Source organism: Mesorhizobium ciceri WSM4083, from assembly GCF_000519305.1.
Taxonomy (GTDB): Bacteria; Pseudomonadota; Alphaproteobacteria; order Rhizobiales; family Rhizobiaceae; genus Mesorhizobium; species Mesorhizobium ciceri_B.
Genome location: NZ_JAFG01000010.1, coordinates 14,046 through 33,622, shown reverse-complemented (window position 1 = coordinate 33,622; position 19,577 = coordinate 14,046). Strand labels below are relative to the sequence as shown.

The following is a 19,577-nucleotide window of genomic DNA, read 5'->3' as shown; positions in this document are numbered from 1 at the left end:
AATATCGATCCTAATGGTTAATCATCGCTTATTGAAGCCGAAATGCGGTAACACCGTGGCGATATCCCGTCAAAAATTGTACACAAGGTTTCTTGGTAAACCGCTGGTTTAGATCGGATTTTCGCCTTTGCCCCGAACACGATCTGTTACCGTTAGCCTTAATGCGTGAACAGAGCTGTCCATGGGACAGCCACAATGCCACTGAAACGGCGATACAAGGCCCGTTGTGGCATGGCAAGCTGGCGTCGGCTGTGGCAAAGCCGGATTCCGAAGCTCAGCCCGGCATCGCCCTTAGGAGGCGAGCCGGTCTACACGGCCTGTCTCCGGATCGATGCCGTGTTCCTTGAGCTTGCGATAGAGCGTCGAGCGGCCGATGCCGAGCCGGCGGGCGACTTCGCTCATCTGCCCGTTGTAGTGATCGATGGCAAGCTTGATCATCTCGAGTTCGACATCGGCAAGTGCCCGCACATTGCCGCGCTCGTCGAGTGCCCGCAACGTGCCGAAGCGAGGCTGCAGCCTTGCCGGCGGATCGAACGCGATTGCTGGGCCGCCCTCGCCGGGCAAGGCTTCGTCATCGCGCTCCTGCAAAGACTGGGAGGGCGCCGGCGCATCGCCGTCCATATCCAGGTTGACGGTGCCTTCCACTTGCGCCCGTATCTGCGGGAAGTCCTCGGCGGAAAGCACATCGCCTTCGCAAAGCACCGAGGCCCGGAAGACGGCATTTTCGAGCTGCCGGATGTTTCCGGGCCAGTCATAGGCCTGCAGCACGGCGAGCGCTGCCGCCGAAATACCTTGCAGGCGACGATGCGGGTCGGCCGGCGCCACCTTCTCCATGAAATGGGTGACCAGATACGGGATGTCGTCGCGGCGGTCGCGCAGCGGCGGCACGAAGATCGGGTAGACGTTCAGCCGATAGAACAGATCCTCGCGGAACTTGCCGTCCTTGACCTGCTGCAGGAGGTTGCGGTGCGTCGCCGAAATCAGCCTGATATCGACCCTGACGGTCGAGCGTCCACCGACCGGGTCGACCTCGCCGTCCTGGACCGCGCGCAACAGCTTGACCTGCACGTCGAGCGGCAGGTCGCCGATCTCGTCGAGGAACAGTGTGCCCGAATGCGCTTCGACGAACTTGCCCGTATGCTTGTCGGTGGCGCCGGTGAACGAGCCCTTCTCATGGCCGAACAGGATCGATTCGACCAGATTGTCGGGGATAGCGCCGCAATTGACGGTGACGAAGGGTTTCGAACGGCGGTCGCCACTGCCCTGGATGGCACGCGCCACCAGTTCCTTGCCGACGCCGGACTCGCCCTCGATCAGGATCGGGATGTTGGATGCCGCCGCTTTCTGGCCAAGACGGATCACCCTGTCCATGGCCGGGCTGTGCGTGATCATGTCCTTGAAGGTCAGGAGGCCGCCGCGACGGCGCGACGTGCGCTTGACCTCGCCCTCGACGGCCTCGACCTTGAGCGCATTGCCGATCGACGCCTGCAGCCTGTCGGGAGACGCCGGCTTGACGACGAAATCGAAGGCGCCATGACGCATCGCCGAAACCACGGTCTCGATGCCGCCCTGCGCGGTCTGCACGATGGCCGGCACGTTGATGTCGCGCTCGCGCATCGCCTTCAGCACGCCGATACCGTCGAGACCGGGCATGACCAGATCGAGGATGACCACCGACACCTCGCGGGCGCCGGGTCCATCGAGGATATCGAGAGCGGCCGCGCCGCCGTCGACGACGATTGCGCTGTAGCCGAACCGCGTCACCGCCGCTTCGAGCAGCCGGCGTTGCACCGGATCGTCATCGACTATGAGTATGGAACCTGTCATGACTGATACGACTATGCCCGCCCGAGGAATCCTGCCCTGTGGACCATCTTGGCACAGGGTTCTAAATAAGGTTTCAAAAAACCAAGTGAATGAATTCCTTAGGATTTGACCGGCTTCTCGTTTCTCCTTGAACCTTGGCCACGGAAGGTGTCGGCAATGCATAAGGATTCTGGGCACATGGTTTCCGCACGGCGGCTGGCGGCGCCGGCGTCCGGTCAGGGCGCGGCCGAGCTTGGCGACCTGCCGGAATGGAACCTTGCCGACCTCTATGCCGGCATGGATGCGCCGGAGCTGAAGCGCGACATCGCCAAGGCCGCCACTGATGCGATCAGCTTCGAGAGCCGCTGGAAGGGCACGCTGGCCGCCGAGGCCGAGCGCGGCAGCGCCGGCAGGCTGGGCGAGGCGCTTGTCGCCTACGAGGCGCTGGAGGAACTGATCGGCCGCATCGTTTCCTATGCGGGACTGGTTTATGCCGGAAACACCGCTGATCCCCAGCGCGCCAAGCTCTATGGCGACGTCCAGGAGAAGATGACCGACGCCAGCGCGCACCTTCTGTTCTTCGCGCTCGAACTCAACCTGATAGACGATGCGTCGATCGAAGGCGCGCTCGCCGGCGACCCCGCCTTCGGTCACTACCGGCCATGGGTGCTCGATCTGCGCAAGGACAAGCCTTACCAGCTCGAGGACCGCGTCGAGCAGCTCTTCCACGAAAAGTCGATCACCGGGCGCGGCGCCTGGAACCGCCTGTTCGACGAGACGATGACCGACCTTCGCTTCGACATCGACGGCGAGGACCTGACGCTGGAGCCGGCGCTGAACCGCTTGCAGGATGCCGACGGCGAGGTGCGCCGCCGGGCGTCCGAGGCGCTGGCCACGACCTTCCGCAAAAATTTGCGCACCTTCACGCTGATCACCAACACGCTGGCCAAGGACAAGGAGATATCCGACCGCTGGCGCGGCTTCGAGGACATCGCCGATTCACGCCATCTCGCCAACCGCGTCGAGCGCAGCGTAGTGGACGCCCTGGCCTCCGCCGTTCGCGATGCCTATCCGCGCCTGTCGCACCGATATTACGCGATGAAGGCACGGTGGCTCGGCATGGAGGTGATGAACCACTGGGACCGCAACGCGCCATTGCCGGATACGCCCCAGGCGATCATCGGCTGGGACGAGGCCAGGAACACCGTGCTGTCCGCCTATCAGCGCTTTTCGCCTGACATGGCCGAGATCGCGCGAACCTTCTTCGACCGCAACTGGATCGACGCCCCGGTGCGGCCCGGCAAGTCGCCTGGCGCCTTCGCGCATCCGACCGTACCGTCGGCGCATCCCTATGTCCTGCTCAACTACATGGGCAAGCCGCGCGATGTGATGACGCTGGCACACGAGCTTGGCCACGGTGTGCATCAGGTGCTGGCCGGCGGCCAGGGCGCACTGATGGCCTCGACGCCGCTGACGCTGGCCGAGACGGCATCGGTCTTCGGCGAGATGCTGACCTTCCGCTCGCTGCTCGATCAGACCACCGACCGGCGCGAGCGCAAGGCCATGCTCGCCCAGAAGGTCGAGGACATGATCAACACGGTCGTACGCCAGATCGCCTTCTATGAATTCGAGCGCAAGGTGCATGCCGAACGCAAGAACGGCGAACTGACCTCCGACAGGCTCGGTCAGTTCTGGCTCGAAGTGCAGGCCGAAAGTCTGGGTCCCGCCATCAAGCTGCGCGAAGGCTACGAGGTGTTCTGGACCTACATCCCGCACTTCATCCATTCGCCCTTCTATGTCTATGCCTATGCTTTCGGTGACTGCCTGGTGAACTCGCTATACGCGGTCTACCAGAACGCCGAGCGCGGCTTTCAGGACAAGTATTTCGAAATGCTGCGCGCCGGGGGCACCAAACATCATTCCGAGCTTCTGGCCCCCTTCGGCCTCGATGCCACCGATCCCGCTTTCTGGCAGATCGGGCTTGGCGTCATCAGTGGCCTGATCGACGAGCTGGAGGCGCTCGACGCTTGAACCACGTCCCTCAGGCGTCGCTCTGACAGTTTAGCCGGAATGCATGTTGGGACAGCTCTACTATCGCCCTAAATATCTGTTCTTGAAGTACTCTCCACCGAAGTTTTCCGATAGCTTTCCACAAGCTCTATGATAGCCTTCGCTCCAAGCTCAGCCGGAGCGCATGCGGATCGGCGAGGAGAAATCTCAGCCGGCCGTGGCGCTCAGGCGAACGCGACAACGGTCGTTGGCCATGGGCAGGCAAAGCCGATCGCCGACAGCTCGAACCGAAGCCGGCTGTTCTGCTTACCGCGGAACCACCAAGAGTAGTCCTTCGCCGAAGGTCATGACCCACGGCAGACGGATCTGACTGGAGAGAGACAATGGGCACTTTTTTCTACGTGGTCCTGGCGTTCCTGATAGGCGTGTTGGTCGGCTGGTTCCTTTGGGGGCGTCTGCGCGGTGAACTCGACAGCTTGCGCGGCGACCTCGACCGTACACGCAGCGAACGCGACAGGCTGCGCACCGACAGCGACCGCCTGACCGGCGAACTCGATGCATGCGGCAAGACCCGCGCCGACCTCGAGCGCCGGCTGCGTGACGCGCCGGCCGCACCTGCCGCCGGAAGCAGCGCGGCAAAGCCGGCAAGCCAGGCGCCGGCGGCCCTGATGTCGACCCCCGCGCCGGCCAAATCCGCCGCCACAAAGCCCGCGCCGGCCAAACCGGCCGCTGCGAAAGCGGTCTCTGCCAAGCCGGTTTCTGCCAAGGTGGTCCCTGCCAAGCCGGCGGCGAAACCCGCCGCCACCAAAACCTCGGCTCCAGCCAAATCCGCAACCAGCAAACCTGCAACAGCCAAGCCTGCAGCAACAGCAAAGCCAGCATCCGGAAAGCCCGACAATCTGCGCCGGCTGATCGGCATCGGTCCGGTCAACGAGAAGCTGCTCAAGGCGCAAGGCGTCACCAGCTTCGCCCAGATCGCGTCCTGGACCGCGGCCGATATCAAACGGATCGAGGACGTCATGAATTTCGACGGCCGCATCGCGCGCGAACGCTGGATCGAGCAGGCCAAACTGCTCGCCGCCGGCAACGAGAAGGAATTCGCCAAGCAGTTTCCAACAGCCGGAACCTCCAGCAACAGCTGATCGCCAGGCGAGACCAGAAGATTGCAAGCGGCGGCGCCATATCGGCGTCGCCGTTTGCTCTTGGTTCCTGAGTTGGCCCAAAGGTCGGCTTTAAGAGGCAGCGTGCCGTTCCCTCGATTGCGCGCGGGCGGCACCCCATATAGAGCGGTTGATGCTTCATTGACCGCAGCATTCGGTGCCCATGTCCCTGCCCGCCGCAATTTTTCGCAATGACAAAAGCGCGCGCCAGCTCGTTTTCGACCGGCCGGCCGATATCATCGTGGCGCACGACGCAGAGGATTTCGAGCCGGTTCTGAAGGCAGCACAAGCCGCGCATGATGCAGGCAAATGGCTTGCCGGCTATTTCTCTTATGAGGCGGGCTACCTGCTCGAACCCAAGCTCGTTCCCCTGCTGCCGAACGGACGCCGCGCGCCGCTCGTGTGCCTTGGGGTTTTCGATGCCCCGGTCGAAGAGGCGGTGCCGCCGCGCGACACCATAGCGACCAATGGCCCGATCTTCGACGCTCGTGCGACGTGGTCACCCGAGGACTATGAAAAACGCTTCTCGCGGCTGCACCAGCACATCCGGCAAGGTGATTGCTACCAGGGCAATCTGACCTTTCCCGTGCATGCGCAATGGTCAGGCGAGCCGCTGGCCGCCTTCGATGCATTGACGGAACGTCAGCCGGTGAAATATGGCGCGCTGATCGCGCTCGGTGAACCCATCGTGCTGTCGCGCTCGCCTGAACTGTTCTTCGAGATCGACGCCGAGGGCATGATCGAGACGCATCCGATGAAGGGCACGGCGCCGCGCGGCGCCACCAAAGCCGAGGACGAACGGCAGAAGATCTTCCTGCGCAATGACGAGAAGAACCAGGCCGAAAACCGGATGATCGTCGATCTCCTTCGCAACGATATCTCGCTGATCAGCGAGGTCGGTACGCTGGACGTGCCGGCGCTGTTCCGCATCGAGACCTACCCGACCGTGCATCAGATGGTGAGCGACGTCAGGGCCAAACTGCTGCCGGGTCTCTCTATCCGCCAGATTTTCGCGGCGCTGTTTCCTTGCGGTTCGATCACCGGCGCGCCCAAGATCCGTGCCATGGAGATCCTGCGCGACCTGGAAGGCACGCCCCGCGATGCCTATTGCGGCGCCATAGGCTGGATCGCGCCCGGCGGACCGATGCGCTTTTCCGTGGCGATCCGCACCATCTCGCTCTTTTCGGGCGGCGAGGCCGTCTACAATGTCGGAGGCGGCGTCGTCTTCGATTCGACGGCGCAGGAGGAGTATCAGGAGTGTCTGCTGAAAGCGCGCTTCGCGACGGGAACACCGCCGACTTTCAGTTGATCGAGACCATGCGCTGGGAACCCGGCCCGGGCTTCCTGCGCTTCGATCGTCATCTTGCGCGCCTTTATGGCTCGGCGGCGGAGCTCGGCTTCCGCTGTGATCCAGGCACGGTCGGCGAGGCACTGAGCAGCGCGGTCAGCGGTTCGGGCGTTGCCATGCGCACGCGGCTCGCCCTGTCGCACGATGGTGAGGTGACGGCCTCGGCGCAGCCTTATGAACCGCTCGCCGCCGACAAGGTCTGGATGCTGCGGCTGGCGCGGACCAAGCTCGATTCGCACGACACGCTGCTGCGCCACAAGACCAGCCGGCGGCAGCTCTACACGCGTGCCCGCGCCGAACACCTCATCACCCAGGCCGACGAGGTGCTTATGGCCAACGAGCGCGGCGAGATCTGTGAAGGCACGATCACCAATGTCTTTGCCGATCTCGGCGACGGCGTGCTGGCCACGCCCCGGCTCGATTGCGGCCTGCTGCCTGGCGTATTGCGCGCGCAGCTTCTGGATGAAGGCCGCGCCCGCGAAGCGATCTACAGCTTGAACGATCTGAAATCCGCCAAGTCCCTGTTCGTCGGCAATTCGCTGCGCGGACTGATCCCCGCAAGACTGACCTGAAACATGACGACTGTGCCCACTCACACACCCTATGACGGCTCGTCGAAACTGTTCAGCATCGGCCTGAAGCCGCTCGACCCAGCGGATTGGATCGAGGTCGACGGCTATCTGCTGCCGTATCTCGCCGAAAAGCACCGGCTCTATGACGAAATCCCAGAGCGCGTTTTCGTCGAGGAGGACGGCACGCGCGATGCCCAGCAGGAAGTGCTCGACTTGCTTGGTGCGCATCTCCTGGAGAGGTTCCCCGAAACCCATCGGCTCGGCGGATCAGGCGTCGAGGTGGTGGGCGCGGCGAACCGACTGCCTGCTTCCCTTGCCGATGCGCCGCTGTCCAAGGCCTCACTGCTCGTCCAGGAGGATTTGATTTTGATGCGCCGTGGCGACAGCGGCTGGCGGCTGGTTGCCGGCTCGCTCTGCTTTCCCTCGTCCTGGTCGCTGCTGGAAAAATTCGGCAAGCCGCTGCAGGACATCCACGCGCCGGTGCCGGGTTTCGGCCCGGGCACGCGTCCGGCAGAACTCATCAACCGGATGTTCGATGGCCTCCAGGGGCAGGCCGTCGAGCGCTACAACTGGTCGATCCAGTCCGACAACGCGCTCTACCATCCGCTTTCCGACCTGCAGCGCATCGACCGCGCCACCAACCGGCCAACGCGCTTTCCCGATGGCGACATCGACGCCCATGCCTTCATCCGCGTCGAGCGGCAAACCCTGCGCAAACTGCCTGTTTCACGCGATATCCTGTTCACCATCCGCATCCATCTCGACCCGCTCGCCGTGCTGGCGAAGCACCCGGATCGGGCGAAGCTCGCGGCGTCTTTCGCCGCCCAACTCGAGGCGCTCGACCTCGCCCAGCTCGACTACAAGGGCCTGACCGCAGACCGCGATCGGCTAGTCGACCGGCTCGGGGCGCTGGCGCTGTCCTAAATCGTGGCTAGGCCCAGCAGCAGGATCGCGGACATCGCGCTAAAGACGGTGACGTTGACATCCCACCGCCAACCCGCCGGTCCGAACGGCGGTCGGAATGGCAGGTAGCCGTTCTCGTCGTAGAGCACGCCGCCATAGATTGGTCGTGAAAGCATGGCCACGAAGAACGCTCCATACATGGCGACGCCCAATCCCCCGGCGAGATAGAGCCGCTCGGCTTGGAGTGGCCCTCCAATCCAGATAAGCCCCAGCGCAATCAGCGCGACTCCGGTGTAGCTCAGCACCTGCCAAACGACGTGAAACCGGGCGTGCGGAGTCCACAGCGGATTGGTGGCGTGGGTGGCGTTGAGGTCGGCTTTGATCGTCACCACACCGTAGCCTACGGTCGCGACGCTCAGCAGAATTCGGGCAAGCAGATGACTGTCGTAAGCGAGTTCCATCGCACTTTCCTCCTTCACTAGGGAAATCGATGACGGCAATTCAGCAGATCGTAATCCGAAGTACTTCAACTAGGAAACAGCAGTATGCCGGTCGATGCCGCACTTTGCCGGACCGCGACGCGGGAGCGTCACGCAGGCGAAACGGCTTGAATGGCGCCTTGGGCACAGAAGAGCTGCCCGTCGGCCAGCCGCGCATAATTGTGGACGATCCCGTTCTCATGATCCTGCAGCTGCACGATGAAGTTGCCGCTCTGCTCCGTCCAGCTCATGAGCACGAGGTTCGGGCGTACGCTGGTCAAGTCGATCTTGACCACCTCGTCAATTTTGGTGGCTCCGATCGACGCCTGCACATGTAATTCCTCCGGCGAGAAAAACGTCAGCCGGGGTATGAACGGGCCGAAAACGCAGTCGAAAGTCTTACCGATAAGCGAGGCGGGAAAAACATTGGTTTCTGCCATAACACCCTCCCTGGGCGTGGCCGTTGGGACCAAGCCATTTGACGATCTTCGATGTTTCAGTCGCGAAAATGCCAGATACGCCTTACTTGGAGCGCTCCAAGTGATACGATCCGCCCTTTCCAGTTTCGAGTCAACAAAATTCTTGGAGCGCTCCAAAAAATGGTCTAACTGAAGGGAAATGGGTGAATCGCAATGCCAACGCTAGCCGACGTGGGCAAGGCTGCCGGTGTCTCCCGGGGCACTGTTTCCAACGTCTTCAACCGGCCGGAACTGGTCAGGCCTGAGTTGCGCCAACGTGTCGAAGCGGCCGCGCGAGCGCTCGGTTTTGGCGGCCCCGATCCAAAGGGACGATTGCTGCGGGATGGCAAGTTCAATGCCATCGGGTTCATGCCACCTGGCGCCTACGCTATCGCCGAGGTGATGAGAAGTCCCTATGGCCGCGAGCTGGTGCTGGGCGTTTCGCTCGCCTGCGACGAGGCCGGAACGACGCTCAGCCTTGTAAACGGCACCGATAATACCCGCTTCGCCAGCATCCGCGAGGCCCTCGTTGACGGCTTCATCCTTGGTCACAGCGGGGACATCGGTCTCATAACATCGGCACAACGGCGGCGCCTGCCCTTCGTCATTCTCGAAAGCGACGCAGGTCCCGACATCAATTCGATAAAGATCGACGGCAGGAGGGGCGCGGTCGCTGCCGTCCGGCATCTGACTGGGCTGGGACACCGACATTTTGCCATCCTGTCCATACGGAGAACTCCAGGCCCTCCGATCGTGCACATGCCCGGACAGGCAAAGCGCCCGCTTCTAGCCGGCTTCTCACTCGATGACGAAAGGCTTGACGGTTTCAAACAGGGCTTGGCGGAGGCGAACTTGTCGATCGACGATGTCCCGATTATCGAGACGACGCCCGGCGATCCATCTGCTGGAGCGATTGTGTTCGACAATGTGCCTGAAGCGACCGCGATCTTGACCATGTCGGATTGGCAGGCGATCACAATACTCGACGAGGCGGTTTGTCGCGGCATAGAGGTGCCGGGCCACGTGTCGGTCATTGGCTTCGATGGCACTGCTGAATCCGCGCGCACCACACCTCCGCTGACGACTGTCGCGCAAGACGTGATCGGAAAAGGCAGGCTCGCCGCCCGCATGGTTCTTGACAACCAACCGCCCCGCCAACTCGTTCTGCCCGTGGAGTTGGTCGTTCGGGCGTCCACAGCTGCGCCGAGGGCAAAAATCCGTTGAACGGACGGGGCGCGTCGCTTGCGCTTGGCGAATGAGCTAGCTTCGGTTCGGATAGAGCCACTCATCCACGGTTTTAGCCTTAACCACGTAGCCAACGCAGCCAGCCGCTGGTTGGCGCTTTTCGCTGGTTTGTGACAATGATCTGTGATGTAGCGCATGGCCGCCGGGCAAAAATGCCCGGTTTTGCGCATGTTTTCCCAGTTTCCTGGGTTTTGAAGGAGTGTCCGATAAAATGGCGAATGAAAACTGGCCCGTTTACGGTGAGATCAGCGGCCCTGTCGTGATGATCGGCTTCGGCTCGATCGGCCGGGGAACGCTGCCGCTGATCGAACGCCATTTCAAGTTCGACAAGTCGCGCATGGCGGTCATCGACCCGCGCGACACCGACCGCAAACTGCTCGACGAGCGCGGCATCGCCTTCGTCCAGGAAGCTGTGACCGAGAAGAACTACAAGAAGCTCTTGACCCCGCTTCTGACCAATGGCGGCGGCCAGGGCTTTTGCATCAACCTGTCGGTCGATACCGGCTCGGTGGACCTGATGCGGCTCTGCCGCAAGCTCGGCGTGCTCTACATCGACACCGTCGTTGAGCCATGGCTCGGCTTCTATTTCGACGCCAAGGCCGATAACGCCAGCCGCACCAATTACGCGCTGCGCGAGTCGCTGCTCAAGGAAAAGCACGACAAGCCCGGCGGCGCCACCGCGGTCTCCACCTGCGGCGCCAATCCAGGCATGGTCTCGTGGTTCGTCAAGCAGGCGTTGGTCAATCTCGCCACCGATCTTGGCCTGGAGTTCTCGGAGCCCGCGCAGGACGACCGCGAGGGCTGGGCCAAGCTGATGAAGAAGGCCGGCGTCAAGGGCATCCACATCGCCGAACGCGACACCCAGCGCACCAAGAAGCCGAAGCCGATGAATGTGTTCTGGAACACTTGGTCGGTCGAAGGCTTCATCTCCGAGGGCCTGCAGCCCGCGGAACTTGGCTGGGGCACACACGAGACATGGATGCCGAAGAACGCCAAGAAGCACAAGCACGGCTCGAAGGCCGCCATCTATCTGGAGCAGCCGGGCGCCAACACGCGCGTGCGCTCGTGGTGCCCGACGCCCGGCGCGCAATACGGCCTGCTGGTGACGCATAATGAGGCGATCTCGATCGCCGATTTCTTCACCGTGCGTTCGAAGAAGGGCAAGGTGCATTACCGCCCGACCTGCCACTATGCCTACCACCCCTGCAACGACGCGATGCTGTCGCTCGACGAGATGTTCGGCGCCGCCGGCAAACCTCAGCCGGTGCATCATGTGCTCGACGAGAACGAGTTGATCGACGGGGTCGACGAACTCGGCGTGCTGCTCTACGGCCACGACAAGAATGCCTACTGGTACGGCTCGCAGCTGTCGCTCGCCGAGGCGCGCAAGCTGGCGCCCTACCAGAACGCCACCGGCATGCAGGTCACCTCGGCGGTGCTCTCGGGCATGGTCTGGGCGCTGGAGAACCCCGAGGCCGGCATCGTCGAAGCCGACGAGATGGACTACAGGCGGTGCCTGGAAGTGCAGTCCCAGTATCTCGGACCGGTCAAGGGCTACTACACCGACTGGACGCCGCTCGATAACCGCCCCGGCCTGTTCCCGGAAGACCTCGACCGGAACGACCCGTGGCAGTTCCGCAACATCCTTGTGCGATAGCAGCACCGCCTACCTGCCTCACCGCCTTGCAATCGCCCGGAAATCGGGCGATTGAAGGGATGCGGACTGAGGAGAGGATTTTCACATGAACAACATTGCGCGCAAAGTTCTTTCGATGAGCGTAGCGGCGGCAGCCTTGGCCGGGCTTGCTGCTTGTGCGACCAGCGGTCCCGATGAGCCGCCGATGGCGGCGGCGCCGAAAGGCGTCGAGGGCTCCTGGATCGACGCCAAGGGCACCGGCCTGTCGACCTTCGCCGGCGGTACCTTCACGACGGTCGCCACCGACACCGGCCAGAAGCTTGCCGACGGCAGCTACACGATGACCGGCGCCACATCGGTGCAGATCAACGGCACCTCGCTGATCCGCCAGACCGCGGTCAGCTTCAACTGCCTGATGGTATCGACAAGCCAGCTCAACTGCACCAGTTCCAGCGGTCAGAATTTCGTGCTGACAAGGCGCGTCTGAACCCACGACCCATTCGTTTTCCAAGGACGGCGGCCGGTTGGCCGCCGTCCTTTTTAGTGCCGGCAAAGGGTCCCGGATTCCGCTTGCGTCATCGGGAACGCGATGGGAACATGGCCAAAGCGCCGGCTGTAATGTTCCAGTCAAACAAGAGCGCTAACGACCTCTGACCAGCTTTCCGGGAGACGAAGATGAAGAAGCTTGCCGCCATTGCAGCCCTGTCAGCCTCAGCCCTCGGCCTGTCGGTCGGCGCGTCCTTTGCCGACTACACGCTGAACATCCTGCATATCAACGACTGGCACAGCCGCATCGAAGGCAACAACAAATATGAATCGACCTGCTCGGCGGACGAGGAAACCAAGGGCGAGTGCATCGGCGGCGCGGGCCGGCTGATCACCGCGATCGCCCAGGAACGCAAGAAGCTGGAAGGCCAGAACGTGCTGCTGCTCAGCGCCGGCGACAATTTCCAGGGCTCGCTGTTCTACACGACCTATAAGGGCAAGGTCGAAGGCGAATTCCTCAACGACATGAAGTTCGATGCCATGGCGCTCGGCAACCATGAATTCGACGATGGCGAGGCGGCCCTGGCGCCGTTCCTCGACATGATCAAGTTCCCGGTGCTCGGCGCCAATGTGAAGGCCAACGCGCAATCCAAGCTCGGCGACCGAGTCAAGCCATCTGTTGTCGTCGAGGTCGGCGGCCAGAAGATCGGCATCATCGGCGCGATCACCAACGACACGCCGGACCTCGCTTCCCCCGGACCCAACGTCGCAATAGAGGATGACGTCAAGTCGATCACCGCCGAAGTCGAGAAGCTCAAGGGCGAAGGCGTCAACAAGATCATCGCCGTGACCCATATCGGCTACAGGCGCGAGCGCGACGTCATTGCCAAGATCCCGGGCATCGATGTCGTCGTCGGCGGCCACAGCCATTCGCTGCTGTCGAACACCGACCCCAAGGCGGAAGGCCCCTATCCGACGATGGTCGACAACCCGGACGGCTACAAGGTGCCGGTGGTGCAGGCGGCGTCCTACTCGAAATATCTCGGCGAGTTCAAGGTGGTGTTCGACGACAATGGCGTCGTCAAATCGGCCAGCGGCGACCCGATCTATCTCGACAAGTCGATCACCCCCGACCCGGCCGTGCTCGCCCGCATCAAGGAGCTTGGGGCGCCGATCGAGGCGTTGAAGAACAAGGAAGTGGCGGAAACCACCGACGTCATCGACGGCAGTCGCGAGAGCTGCCGCACCCGCGAATGCGCGATGGGCAATCTCGTCTCCGACGCCATCCTCGACCGCGTCAAGGGACAGGGCGTCGAGATCGTCATCTCCAATGGCGGCGGCCTGCGCGCCTCGATCGACAAGGGCACCGTCACCATGGGCGAGGTGCTGACCGTGCTGCCGTTCCAGAACACGCTGGCGACGTTCCAGATTTCGGGCAAGGATCTGGTGGCCGGCCTCGAGGGCGGCCTCAGCCAGGTCGAGGACGGCGCCGGGCGCTTCCCGCAGGTCGCCGGCCTGAAATATTCCTTCGACAAATCCGTCGCGCCCAATGCCGGCCGCGTCAAATCGGTGGAGGTCATGGAGGGCGGCGCCTGGACGCCGATCAAGCCGGACAAGGACTATCTGGTCGCCACCAACAACTATGTCCGCCAGGGCGGCGACGGCTACAAGGTCTTCGCCGACAAGGCCAAGAATGCCTACGATTACGGCCCCGGCCTCGAACAGGTGGTTGCCGACTATCTCGGCGCCCACCGGCCCTACACGCCGAAGCTCGACGGCCGCATCACCGAAATAGCCGCGACCGTCGCCGCGGCGCCTGCGGCCCCGGCTGCTGAGCCGGCAAAGCCAGCCGAAGCAGCGCCGGCCACGCCGGCGCCTGCACCGGCTGAAGCCGCCAAGCCTGCCGATGCGGCACCGGCAATGCCCGAATTGCCGGCCAACTCGGGCGACATCGCCAACACGCCCCCGGCCATATCGACGGAAGGAGCGCCACCCCCGCCGGCGCCACCGGCAGAGGCGACAAAACCGGCTGAAGCAGCCCCCGCCCCAGCGGCACCGGCTCCCGCCGCCGAGCCGGCAAAGCCTGCTGAGGCCGCGCCGACCGAGGCCAGCCATGTCATCGTTGCCGGCGACACTTATTGGGACCTGGCAAAGAAAGCTTATGGCGACGCGACGAAGTGGAAACTGATCTATGAGGCCAACAAGGCTCAAAGGCCCCACCAGCTCAAGCTCGGCACCACGCTGACTATTCCGGCGAAGTAAGGCCGCTTCACGTTTTCAAGAAGGACACCCGTCCGAAAACCGGACGGGTGTCCTGTTTTCGAGCTAAGGTGCGGCCAGACGCTGCATTGAATGCGCGCGCAAGATGGTTAGGTTCGCGTCTCCCGGAGAACCCTTATGACGCTTTCCACCCCTGCCGAACCCAAGGCCGCAAAGGCGCTCGGCCCGTTGCCCGCTGGGCATCCGCCGGTCAAGGCGGGCAAGATCGGCGTCATGCTGGTCAATCTCGGCACGCCCGATGGCACCGATTTCAAGCCGATGTGGCGGTATCTGCGTGAATTTCTGTCCGATCCACGCGTCATCGAGCTCAACCGGGCGATCTGGTATCCGATCCTCTATGGCCTTGTGCTCACCACGCGGCCCAAGAAGTCGGGCGCCAACTACGCACGGATCTGGAACCGGGAAAAGAACGAGTCGCCGCTGCGCACCTATACCCGCGCCCAGGCCGAAAAGCTGGCCGAAGCGCTGAGCGACCTGCCTGATGTCGTCGTCGACTGGGCGATGCGCTATGGCAACCCTTCAACCGCCAGCATTGCCCAGCGTCTGGTCGACCAGGGTTGCGATCGCATCCTTACCTTCCCGCTCTATCCGCAATATTCGGCGACGACCACGGCAACCGCCAACGACCAACTGTTTCGCGCGCTGATGAAAATGCGCCGCGCACCGGCCGTCCGCAGCGTGCCGCCCTACTATGACGAACCGGTCTACATCGAAGCGCTGGCGCGCTCGATCGAACGGCATCTGGCGACGCTGGACTTCGAACCGGAGGTGGTCATCACCTCCTATCACGGCATTCCAAAACCGTATTTCGAGAAGGGCGATCCCTACCATTGCCACTGCCAGAAGACGACGCGGCTGTTGCGTGAACGGCTTGGCTGGCATGACAAGAAACTGATCATCACCTTCCAGTCGCGCTTCGGCGCGCAGGAATGGCTGCAGCCCTACACCGACAAGACGGTGGAGAAACTCGCGCAGGACGGCGTCAAGTCGATCGCCATCGTCAATCCCGGCTTTTCCGTCGACTGCATCGAGACGCTGGACGAGATCGGCCGCGAGGCGGCCGAAACCTTCCATCATGCCGGCGGCAAGAATTTCGCCCATATCCCTTGCCTCAACGACAGCACTGAGGGCATGGCGGTGATCGAGGCGATGGTGCGGCGCGAACTGTCCGGCTGGGTCTAGAGCAATTCCAGGAAAAGTGTGAAACGGTTTTCCCGGGAAAAGTGCGTAGCACTTTCCCTAGGGATTGCTTCAAACAAGAGGCAGAGCGGCTCGCCGCTTCCGTGAAGCGGTGAGCCGCTCTGAACCGGAACAACGCCCGCTCCGGAGCGTTAAGGCGCGCCCTCCGGAGAATTCGATGCCCCGCAAACTCGACCTCAGAACTGGCAGGCCCGTCTGGTCCGCCTATCGGGCGCCCGCGGTGCCGACGGACAGCCTGACCCGGGACGTCAAGACCGACGTGCTGGTCGTCGGCATGGGCATCAGCGGCGCCATGATGGCCGAGGCGCTGACGGCCGATGGCCATCGGGTGATCTGCATCGACCGGCGCGGCCCACTGAAGGGCTCGACGGCCGCGACCACCGCACTGGTGGCATTCGAAATAGATCAGCCTCTCTCCACGCTCTCGAAGATGGTCGGCAGAGCCTCGGCGCAGCAGGCCTGGCGGCGCTCGCGGCTCGCCGTTTCCAATCTCGCCGGACGCATCGCCGAACTCGGCATCAATTGTGGCCTGAGCCGGACGCCGTCGCTCTATCTGGCCGGCACGATGCTTGGTCCGTCGGAACTGCGCGACGAGGCCGAGGCGCGTCGGCTAGCCGGCATCGCCGCGACCTATCTCACGCCGGCGCCGCTGGCGGAGACATTCGACATCGACCGCGAAGGCGCCATTCTCAGCCATGGCAACATCGCGCTCGACCCGCGCAAGCTGACGGCCGGGCTGCTGCTGAAATCCCTGGAGCGCAAGGCACGCTTCTACGCCCCCGTCGAAGCGACAGTGATCGAGGACAGCGCCGAAGCTGTTGTCGTCGCGACCAGGGATGGCCCGACCATAACCGCACGACATGTTGTTCTGGCCACCGGCTACGAACTGGTCGACATCGTGCCGGCGACGGCCCACCGGATCATCTCGACATGGGCGATCGCGACACGCCCGCAATCGCGAAAGATCTGGCCACACGCTGCATTCATCTGGGAGGCGTCGGACCCCTACCTCTATGCCAGGGCGACCGTCGACGGCCGGGTCGTCTGCGGCGGCGAGGACGAGGATTTTGTCGACGAAGCGCGGCGCGACGATCTGATCGCCGACAAGAGCACACGCATCGCCGAGAAGCTCGCCCTGATATTTCCGCATCTCGACACCAGGCCTGAATTTGCCTGGACCGGTTCTTTCGGCACCACGACCACCGGCCTGCCCTATATCGGCGCCATTCCCCGCCACCCTCGCATCCATGCGGTGATGGGCTATGGCGGCAACGGCATCACCTTCTCGCAGATCGCTTCCGAGATTATCCCGGCTTCGATCAACGGGCTGGATGACACGGATGCAAGGCTGTTTGCCTTCAACCGCTGAGTGCAAACCTATAAACAATCCATCATCACCTGATTGTAACGCATCTGAAACACACTTAAGTCTTTGGTGAAGTCGGCTGCGCGAGAATGGCTTGAGCGGCCTTCGTCTGAGGGAGAGCCAAATGAATTTCAGTGGTTTCGATATTGCGGTTGGTGCACTTGCCCTTCTGGTATTGGTGCTGCTGATCAAAGGCATCAGGACAATCCCGCAAGGTTACAACTATACGGTGGAGCGCTTTGGCCGTTACACCAAGACACTGAGCCCGGGGCTCAATTTCATTTACCCGTTCATCGACCGCATCGGCGCCAAGATGAACATGATGGAGCAGGTGCTCGACGTTCCGAGCCAGGAAATCATCACCCGCGACAACGCCATTGTCGGTGTCGACGGCATCGCCTTTTTCCAGATCCTCAACGCGGCGCAGGCCGCCTACCAGGTTTCCGGCCTGCAGAACGCCATCCTCAATCTGACGATGACCAACATCCGTACCGTCATGGGCTCGATGGACCTCGACGAACTCCTGTCGAACCGCGACGCCATCAACGAGCGCCTGCTGCGCGTCGTCGATGAAGCAGCCCATCCATGGGGCATCAAGATCACCCGCGTCGAAATCAAGGACATCAACCCGCCGGCCAACCTTATCGAATCGATGGGCCGGCAGATGACCGCGGAACGCAACAAGCGCGCCCAGATCCTTGCCGCCGAAGGTCTCAAGCAGTCGCAGATCCTCGAGGCCGAAGGCCGCAAGGAAGCCGCCTTCCGCGATGCCGAGGCGCGCGAGCGCTCGGCCGAGGCGGAAGCCCGCGCCACCCAGGTGGTGTCGGAAGCGATCTCCAAAGGCGATGTGCAGGCGCTGAACTACTTCGTGGCGCTGAAATACACTGAAGCGCTTGGCAGGATCGGCACGGCGACCAACAGCAAGATCGTGCTGATGCCCTTCGAGGCGTCGTCGCTGATCGGCTCGCTCGGCGGCATCGGCGAGATCGCCAAGGAAGTCTTCCGCAGCGAAGGCACGACCGGCTCGCAGAGGCAGACCGCGCGCCCGCCGGTCGTTCGCCCAACCGACAACTGAGGTCGAAACCAATGATCGACCGCATCGTTTCCGAACTCGGCCCGTGGAACTGGATGGTTCTCGGTTTCGTCCTGCTGGTGATGGAAATCATCGCGCCGGGTATCTTCATGCTGTGGATCGGCATCGCCGCGCTGATCATCGGCGCTGTGTCGCTGCTGATCTGGGACGCCGGCTTCTGGACCTGGCAGGTCCAGGTCCTCGCCTTCCTGGCGCTGTCGCTGGTCTCGGCCTATGTCGGCAAGAAGCTGGTCGGCAGCCGCAACGACCCGACCGACCAGCCGCTGCTCAACCGGCGCGGCGCGCAAATGGTCGGCAGGATGGCGACACTTGCCGAACCGATCCGCGACGGGCGCGGCCGCATCAAGCTCGGCGACACGCTGTGGCGTGTCTCCGGCCCTGATCTGCCGGCCGGCACGCAAGTGCGCGTGACGGGTGCAGCCGATACGGATCTGGAACTGACAGTCGAGGCGGTCTGAACGTTCAGGCGGCGCCGATGCGCAGCAGGTCGTGCAGGTGGATGAGGCCGACTGGTTTCCGGCCCTCCACCACCATCAGGCTGGTGATGGCCGAATTGTTGATCGTCTGCAGCGCCGTTGCCACCAGCGTGTCCGGCGTCGCGGTCTTCGGGCCCTTTGTCATCACCTGATCCACCGTCATCGCCAGCAGATTGCTGCCGATGTGACGGCGGATGTCACCATCGGTGATGATGCCGACCAGCGCCCCGTCGGCGTCGGTGATCGCGACGCAGCCAAATCCCTTGCGCGACAGTTCCAGGATCGCGTCCTGCATGCCGGTGCCCGCAACCACCAGCGGCAGCCTGTCGCCGACATGCATGATCTCGCGGATCTGCGTCAGATTTGCGCCGAGCTGGCCGCCCGGGTGAAAGGTGCGGAAATGGTCCGGCGTGAAACCGCGTGCTTCGAGCAGCGCGATCGCCAGCGCATCGCCCATCACCAGTTGCAGCAGCGTCGATGTCGTTGGCGCCAGGCCGTGCGGGCAGGCCTCCGGCGTGCGGGGCAGCAGCAGCACAACGTCGGCGGCCCGCGCAAGCGCCGATGTCTCTCCGGCGGTGATGGCGATCAACGGAATGGAAAAGCGCCTGGAATAGGCGACGATGCCCATCAGTTCCTTGCTTTCGCCCGACCACGACATGGCGATGATGGCGTCGTCCCTGGCGATCATGCCGAGATCGCCGTGATTGGCTTCGGCGGGATGGACAAAGAAAGCCGGCGTGCCGGTCGAGGCCAGCGTCGCCGCGATCTTCGAACCGATATGGCCGCTTTTGCCGACACCGGTGACGATGAGCCGGCCTTCAATCCCCGAGATCATCTCGACAGCCTGGGCGAAAGGCCCGGCCAGCCCATTCTCCAAGGCCTCGGCAAGGGCTGCAACCCCAGCCTGTTCGGTTGCCACCGTCCTCAGCGCCGAAGCGATCGAGGCTTGCCTGTCCGAAGGCTTCTTATCCAGGGATCCCGCATGCATGGCTGATGCGATTAGCGCTTTGCCGGCGCGCTGTCCAACGGAAATGGCCCCATGCATGTCGCCCGAACGTG

17 protein-coding genes are annotated in these 19,577 nt (G+C 62.9%); 13 read left to right on the top strand and 4 right to left on the bottom strand.

The annotated features are described in order from the left end of the window. Window positions 1–291: 291 nt before the first annotated feature. Window positions 292–1,827, bottom strand: a complete 1,536-nt coding sequence (locus tag MESCI2_RS0120490) for a sigma-54-dependent transcriptional regulator (RefSeq protein ID WP_027038209.1) — start codon at window positions 1,825–1,827, stop codon at window positions 292–294. A gap of 177 nt (window positions 1,828–2,004) precedes the next feature. Here MESCI2_RS0120490 and MESCI2_RS0120485 point away from each other — a divergent pair, with 177 nt between their 5' ends. The 5 genes from MESCI2_RS0120485 (at window position 2,005) to MESCI2_RS0120465 (ending at window position 7,820) form a co-directional block, all read left to right on the top strand. Further along, on the top strand, window positions 2,005–3,837 hold the full coding sequence (locus MESCI2_RS0120485) for a M3 family oligoendopeptidase (RefSeq protein WP_027038208.1): 1,833 nt from the start codon (window positions 2,005–2,007) through the stop codon (window positions 3,835–3,837). 362 nt (window positions 3,838–4,199) lie between these two features. Beyond that, entirely contained in the window at window positions 4,200–4,958 is a 759-nt protein-coding gene (locus MESCI2_RS0120480) for an NADH dehydrogenase (protein ID WP_027038207.1), read from the top strand. Between the two features lie 181 nt (window positions 4,959–5,139). Next, the gene (locus MESCI2_RS0120475) at window positions 5,140–6,285 is read left to right on the top strand and encodes an aminodeoxychorismate synthase component I (protein WP_027038206.1); all 1,146 of its coding nucleotides are present in this window, start codon (window positions 5,140–5,142) and stop codon (window positions 6,283–6,285) included. Next, entirely contained in the window at window positions 6,234–6,896 is a 663-nt protein-coding gene (locus MESCI2_RS0120470) for an aminotransferase class IV family protein (protein WP_027038205.1), read from the top strand. Before MESCI2_RS0120475 ends, MESCI2_RS0120470 begins: the two co-directional genes overlap by 52 nt. A 3-nt stretch (window positions 6,897–6,899) precedes the next feature. After that, window positions 6,900–7,820: a heme-dependent oxidative N-demethylase family protein gene (locus MESCI2_RS0120465; protein WP_027038204.1), complete on the top strand. Its 921-nt coding sequence runs from the start codon at window positions 6,900–6,902 to the stop codon at window positions 7,818–7,820. On the opposite strand, the gene MESCI2_RS0120460 is transcribed toward MESCI2_RS0120465, so the two are convergent. Beyond that, window positions 7,817–8,260, bottom strand: a complete 444-nt coding sequence (locus MESCI2_RS0120460) for a hypothetical protein (RefSeq protein ID WP_032901081.1) — start codon at window positions 8,258–8,260, stop codon at window positions 7,817–7,819. The genes MESCI2_RS0120465 and MESCI2_RS0120460 overlap by 4 nt on opposite strands. Window positions 8,261–8,388: 128 nt before the next feature. Further along, window positions 8,389–8,718 carry a MoaF-related domain-containing protein gene (locus tag MESCI2_RS0120455; RefSeq protein ID WP_027038202.1) on the bottom strand — a complete coding sequence of 110 codons (330 nt, stop codon included), beginning with the start codon at window positions 8,716–8,718 and terminating at the stop codon, window positions 8,389–8,391. Between the two features lie 210 nt (window positions 8,719–8,928). On the opposite strand from MESCI2_RS0120455, the gene MESCI2_RS0120450 reads away from it, so the two are divergent. The 8 genes from MESCI2_RS0120450 (at window position 8,929) to MESCI2_RS0120415 (ending at window position 18,500) form a co-directional block, all read left to right on the top strand. Then, the gene (locus MESCI2_RS0120450) at window positions 8,929–9,960 is read left to right on the top strand and encodes a LacI family DNA-binding transcriptional regulator (protein ID WP_197031574.1); all 1,032 of its coding nucleotides are present in this window, start codon (window positions 8,929–8,931) and stop codon (window positions 9,958–9,960) included. A 232-nt stretch (window positions 9,961–10,192) separates the two neighbouring features. Then, a complete protein-coding gene (locus MESCI2_RS0120445; RefSeq protein ID WP_027038200.1) occupies window positions 10,193–11,638 on the top strand; it encodes a homospermidine synthase in 1,446 nt (481 codons plus the stop codon). 85 nt (window positions 11,639–11,723) lie between these two features. Next, a complete protein-coding gene (locus MESCI2_RS0120440; RefSeq protein ID WP_032901077.1) occupies window positions 11,724–12,104 on the top strand; it encodes a hypothetical protein in 381 nt (126 codons plus the stop codon). 188 nt (window positions 12,105–12,292) lie between these two features. Further along, window positions 12,293–14,365: a bifunctional metallophosphatase/5'-nucleotidase gene (locus MESCI2_RS0120435; protein ID WP_027038198.1), complete on the top strand. Its 2,073-nt coding sequence runs from the start codon at window positions 12,293–12,295 to the stop codon at window positions 14,363–14,365. 135 nt (window positions 14,366–14,500) lie between these two features. Beyond that, window positions 14,501–15,565 (top strand): ferrochelatase, encoded by a 1,065-nt coding sequence (gene hemH, locus MESCI2_RS0120430; RefSeq protein WP_027038197.1) that lies wholly within the window; start codon window positions 14,501–14,503, stop codon window positions 15,563–15,565. A 175-nt stretch (window positions 15,566–15,740) separates the two neighbouring features. Then, window positions 15,741–16,952, top strand: a complete 1,212-nt coding sequence (locus MESCI2_RS0120425) for an NAD(P)/FAD-dependent oxidoreductase (protein WP_027038196.1) — start codon at window positions 15,741–15,743, stop codon at window positions 16,950–16,952. A gap of 121 nt (window positions 16,953–17,073) precedes the next feature. Then, window positions 17,074–18,024, top strand: coding sequence for an SPFH domain-containing protein (locus MESCI2_RS0120420; RefSeq protein ID WP_027038195.1), 951 nt, complete (start codon window positions 17,074–17,076; stop codon window positions 18,022–18,024). Between the two features lie 11 nt (window positions 18,025–18,035). Then, complete coding sequence (locus MESCI2_RS0120415; protein WP_023810067.1) at window positions 18,036–18,500, top strand: NfeD family protein; 465 nt, start codon at window positions 18,036–18,038, stop codon at window positions 18,498–18,500. A 4-nt stretch (window positions 18,501–18,504) separates the two neighbouring features. Here MESCI2_RS0120415 and MESCI2_RS0120410 read toward each other — a convergent pair whose 3' ends face one another. Further along, window positions 18,505–19,506, bottom strand: coding sequence for a KpsF/GutQ family sugar-phosphate isomerase (locus tag MESCI2_RS0120410; protein ID WP_027038194.1), 1,002 nt, complete (start codon window positions 19,504–19,506; stop codon window positions 18,505–18,507). Between the last annotated feature and the right edge of the window lie 71 nt (window positions 19,507–19,577).

Bases quoted from the DNA above. Each gene is read 5' to 3' on its own strand.
- MESCI2_RS0120490 (WP_027038209.1), bottom strand. From the start codon at position 1,827: ATGACAGGTTCCATACTCATAGTCGATGACGATCCGGTGCAACGCCGG.
- MESCI2_RS0120485 (WP_027038208.1), top strand. From the start codon at position 2,005: ATGGTTTCCGCACGGCGGCTGGCGGCGCCGGCGTCCGGTCAGGGCGCG.
- MESCI2_RS0120480 (WP_027038207.1), top strand. From the start codon at position 4,200: ATGGGCACTTTTTTCTACGTGGTCCTGGCGTTCCTGATAGGCGTGTTG.
- MESCI2_RS0120475 (WP_027038206.1), top strand. From the start codon at position 5,140: ATGTCCCTGCCCGCCGCAATTTTTCGCAATGACAAAAGCGCGCGCCAG.
- MESCI2_RS0120465 (WP_027038204.1), top strand. From the start codon at position 6,900: ATGACGACTGTGCCCACTCACACACCCTATGACGGCTCGTCGAAACTG.
- MESCI2_RS0120460 (WP_032901081.1), bottom strand. From the start codon at position 8,260: ATGGAACTCGCTTACGACAGTCATCTGCTTGCCCGAATTCTGCTGAGC.
- MESCI2_RS0120455 (WP_027038202.1), bottom strand. From the start codon at position 8,718: ATGGCAGAAACCAATGTTTTTCCCGCCTCGCTTATCGGTAAGACTTTC.
- MESCI2_RS0120445 (WP_027038200.1), top strand. From the start codon at position 10,193: ATGGCGAATGAAAACTGGCCCGTTTACGGTGAGATCAGCGGCCCTGTC.
- MESCI2_RS0120440 (WP_032901077.1), top strand. From the start codon at position 11,724: ATGAACAACATTGCGCGCAAAGTTCTTTCGATGAGCGTAGCGGCGGCA.
- MESCI2_RS0120435 (WP_027038198.1), top strand. From the start codon at position 12,293: ATGAAGAAGCTTGCCGCCATTGCAGCCCTGTCAGCCTCAGCCCTCGGC.
- hemH (WP_027038197.1), top strand. From the start codon at position 14,501: ATGACGCTTTCCACCCCTGCCGAACCCAAGGCCGCAAAGGCGCTCGGC.
- MESCI2_RS0120425 (WP_027038196.1), top strand. From the start codon at position 15,741: ATGCCCCGCAAACTCGACCTCAGAACTGGCAGGCCCGTCTGGTCCGCC.
- MESCI2_RS0120420 (WP_027038195.1), top strand. From the start codon at position 17,074: ATGAATTTCAGTGGTTTCGATATTGCGGTTGGTGCACTTGCCCTTCTG.
- MESCI2_RS0120415 (WP_023810067.1), top strand. From the start codon at position 18,036: ATGATCGACCGCATCGTTTCCGAACTCGGCCCGTGGAACTGGATGGTT.
- MESCI2_RS0120410 (WP_027038194.1), bottom strand. From the start codon at position 19,506: ATGCATGCGGGATCCCTGGATAAGAAGCCTTCGGACAGGCAAGCCTCG.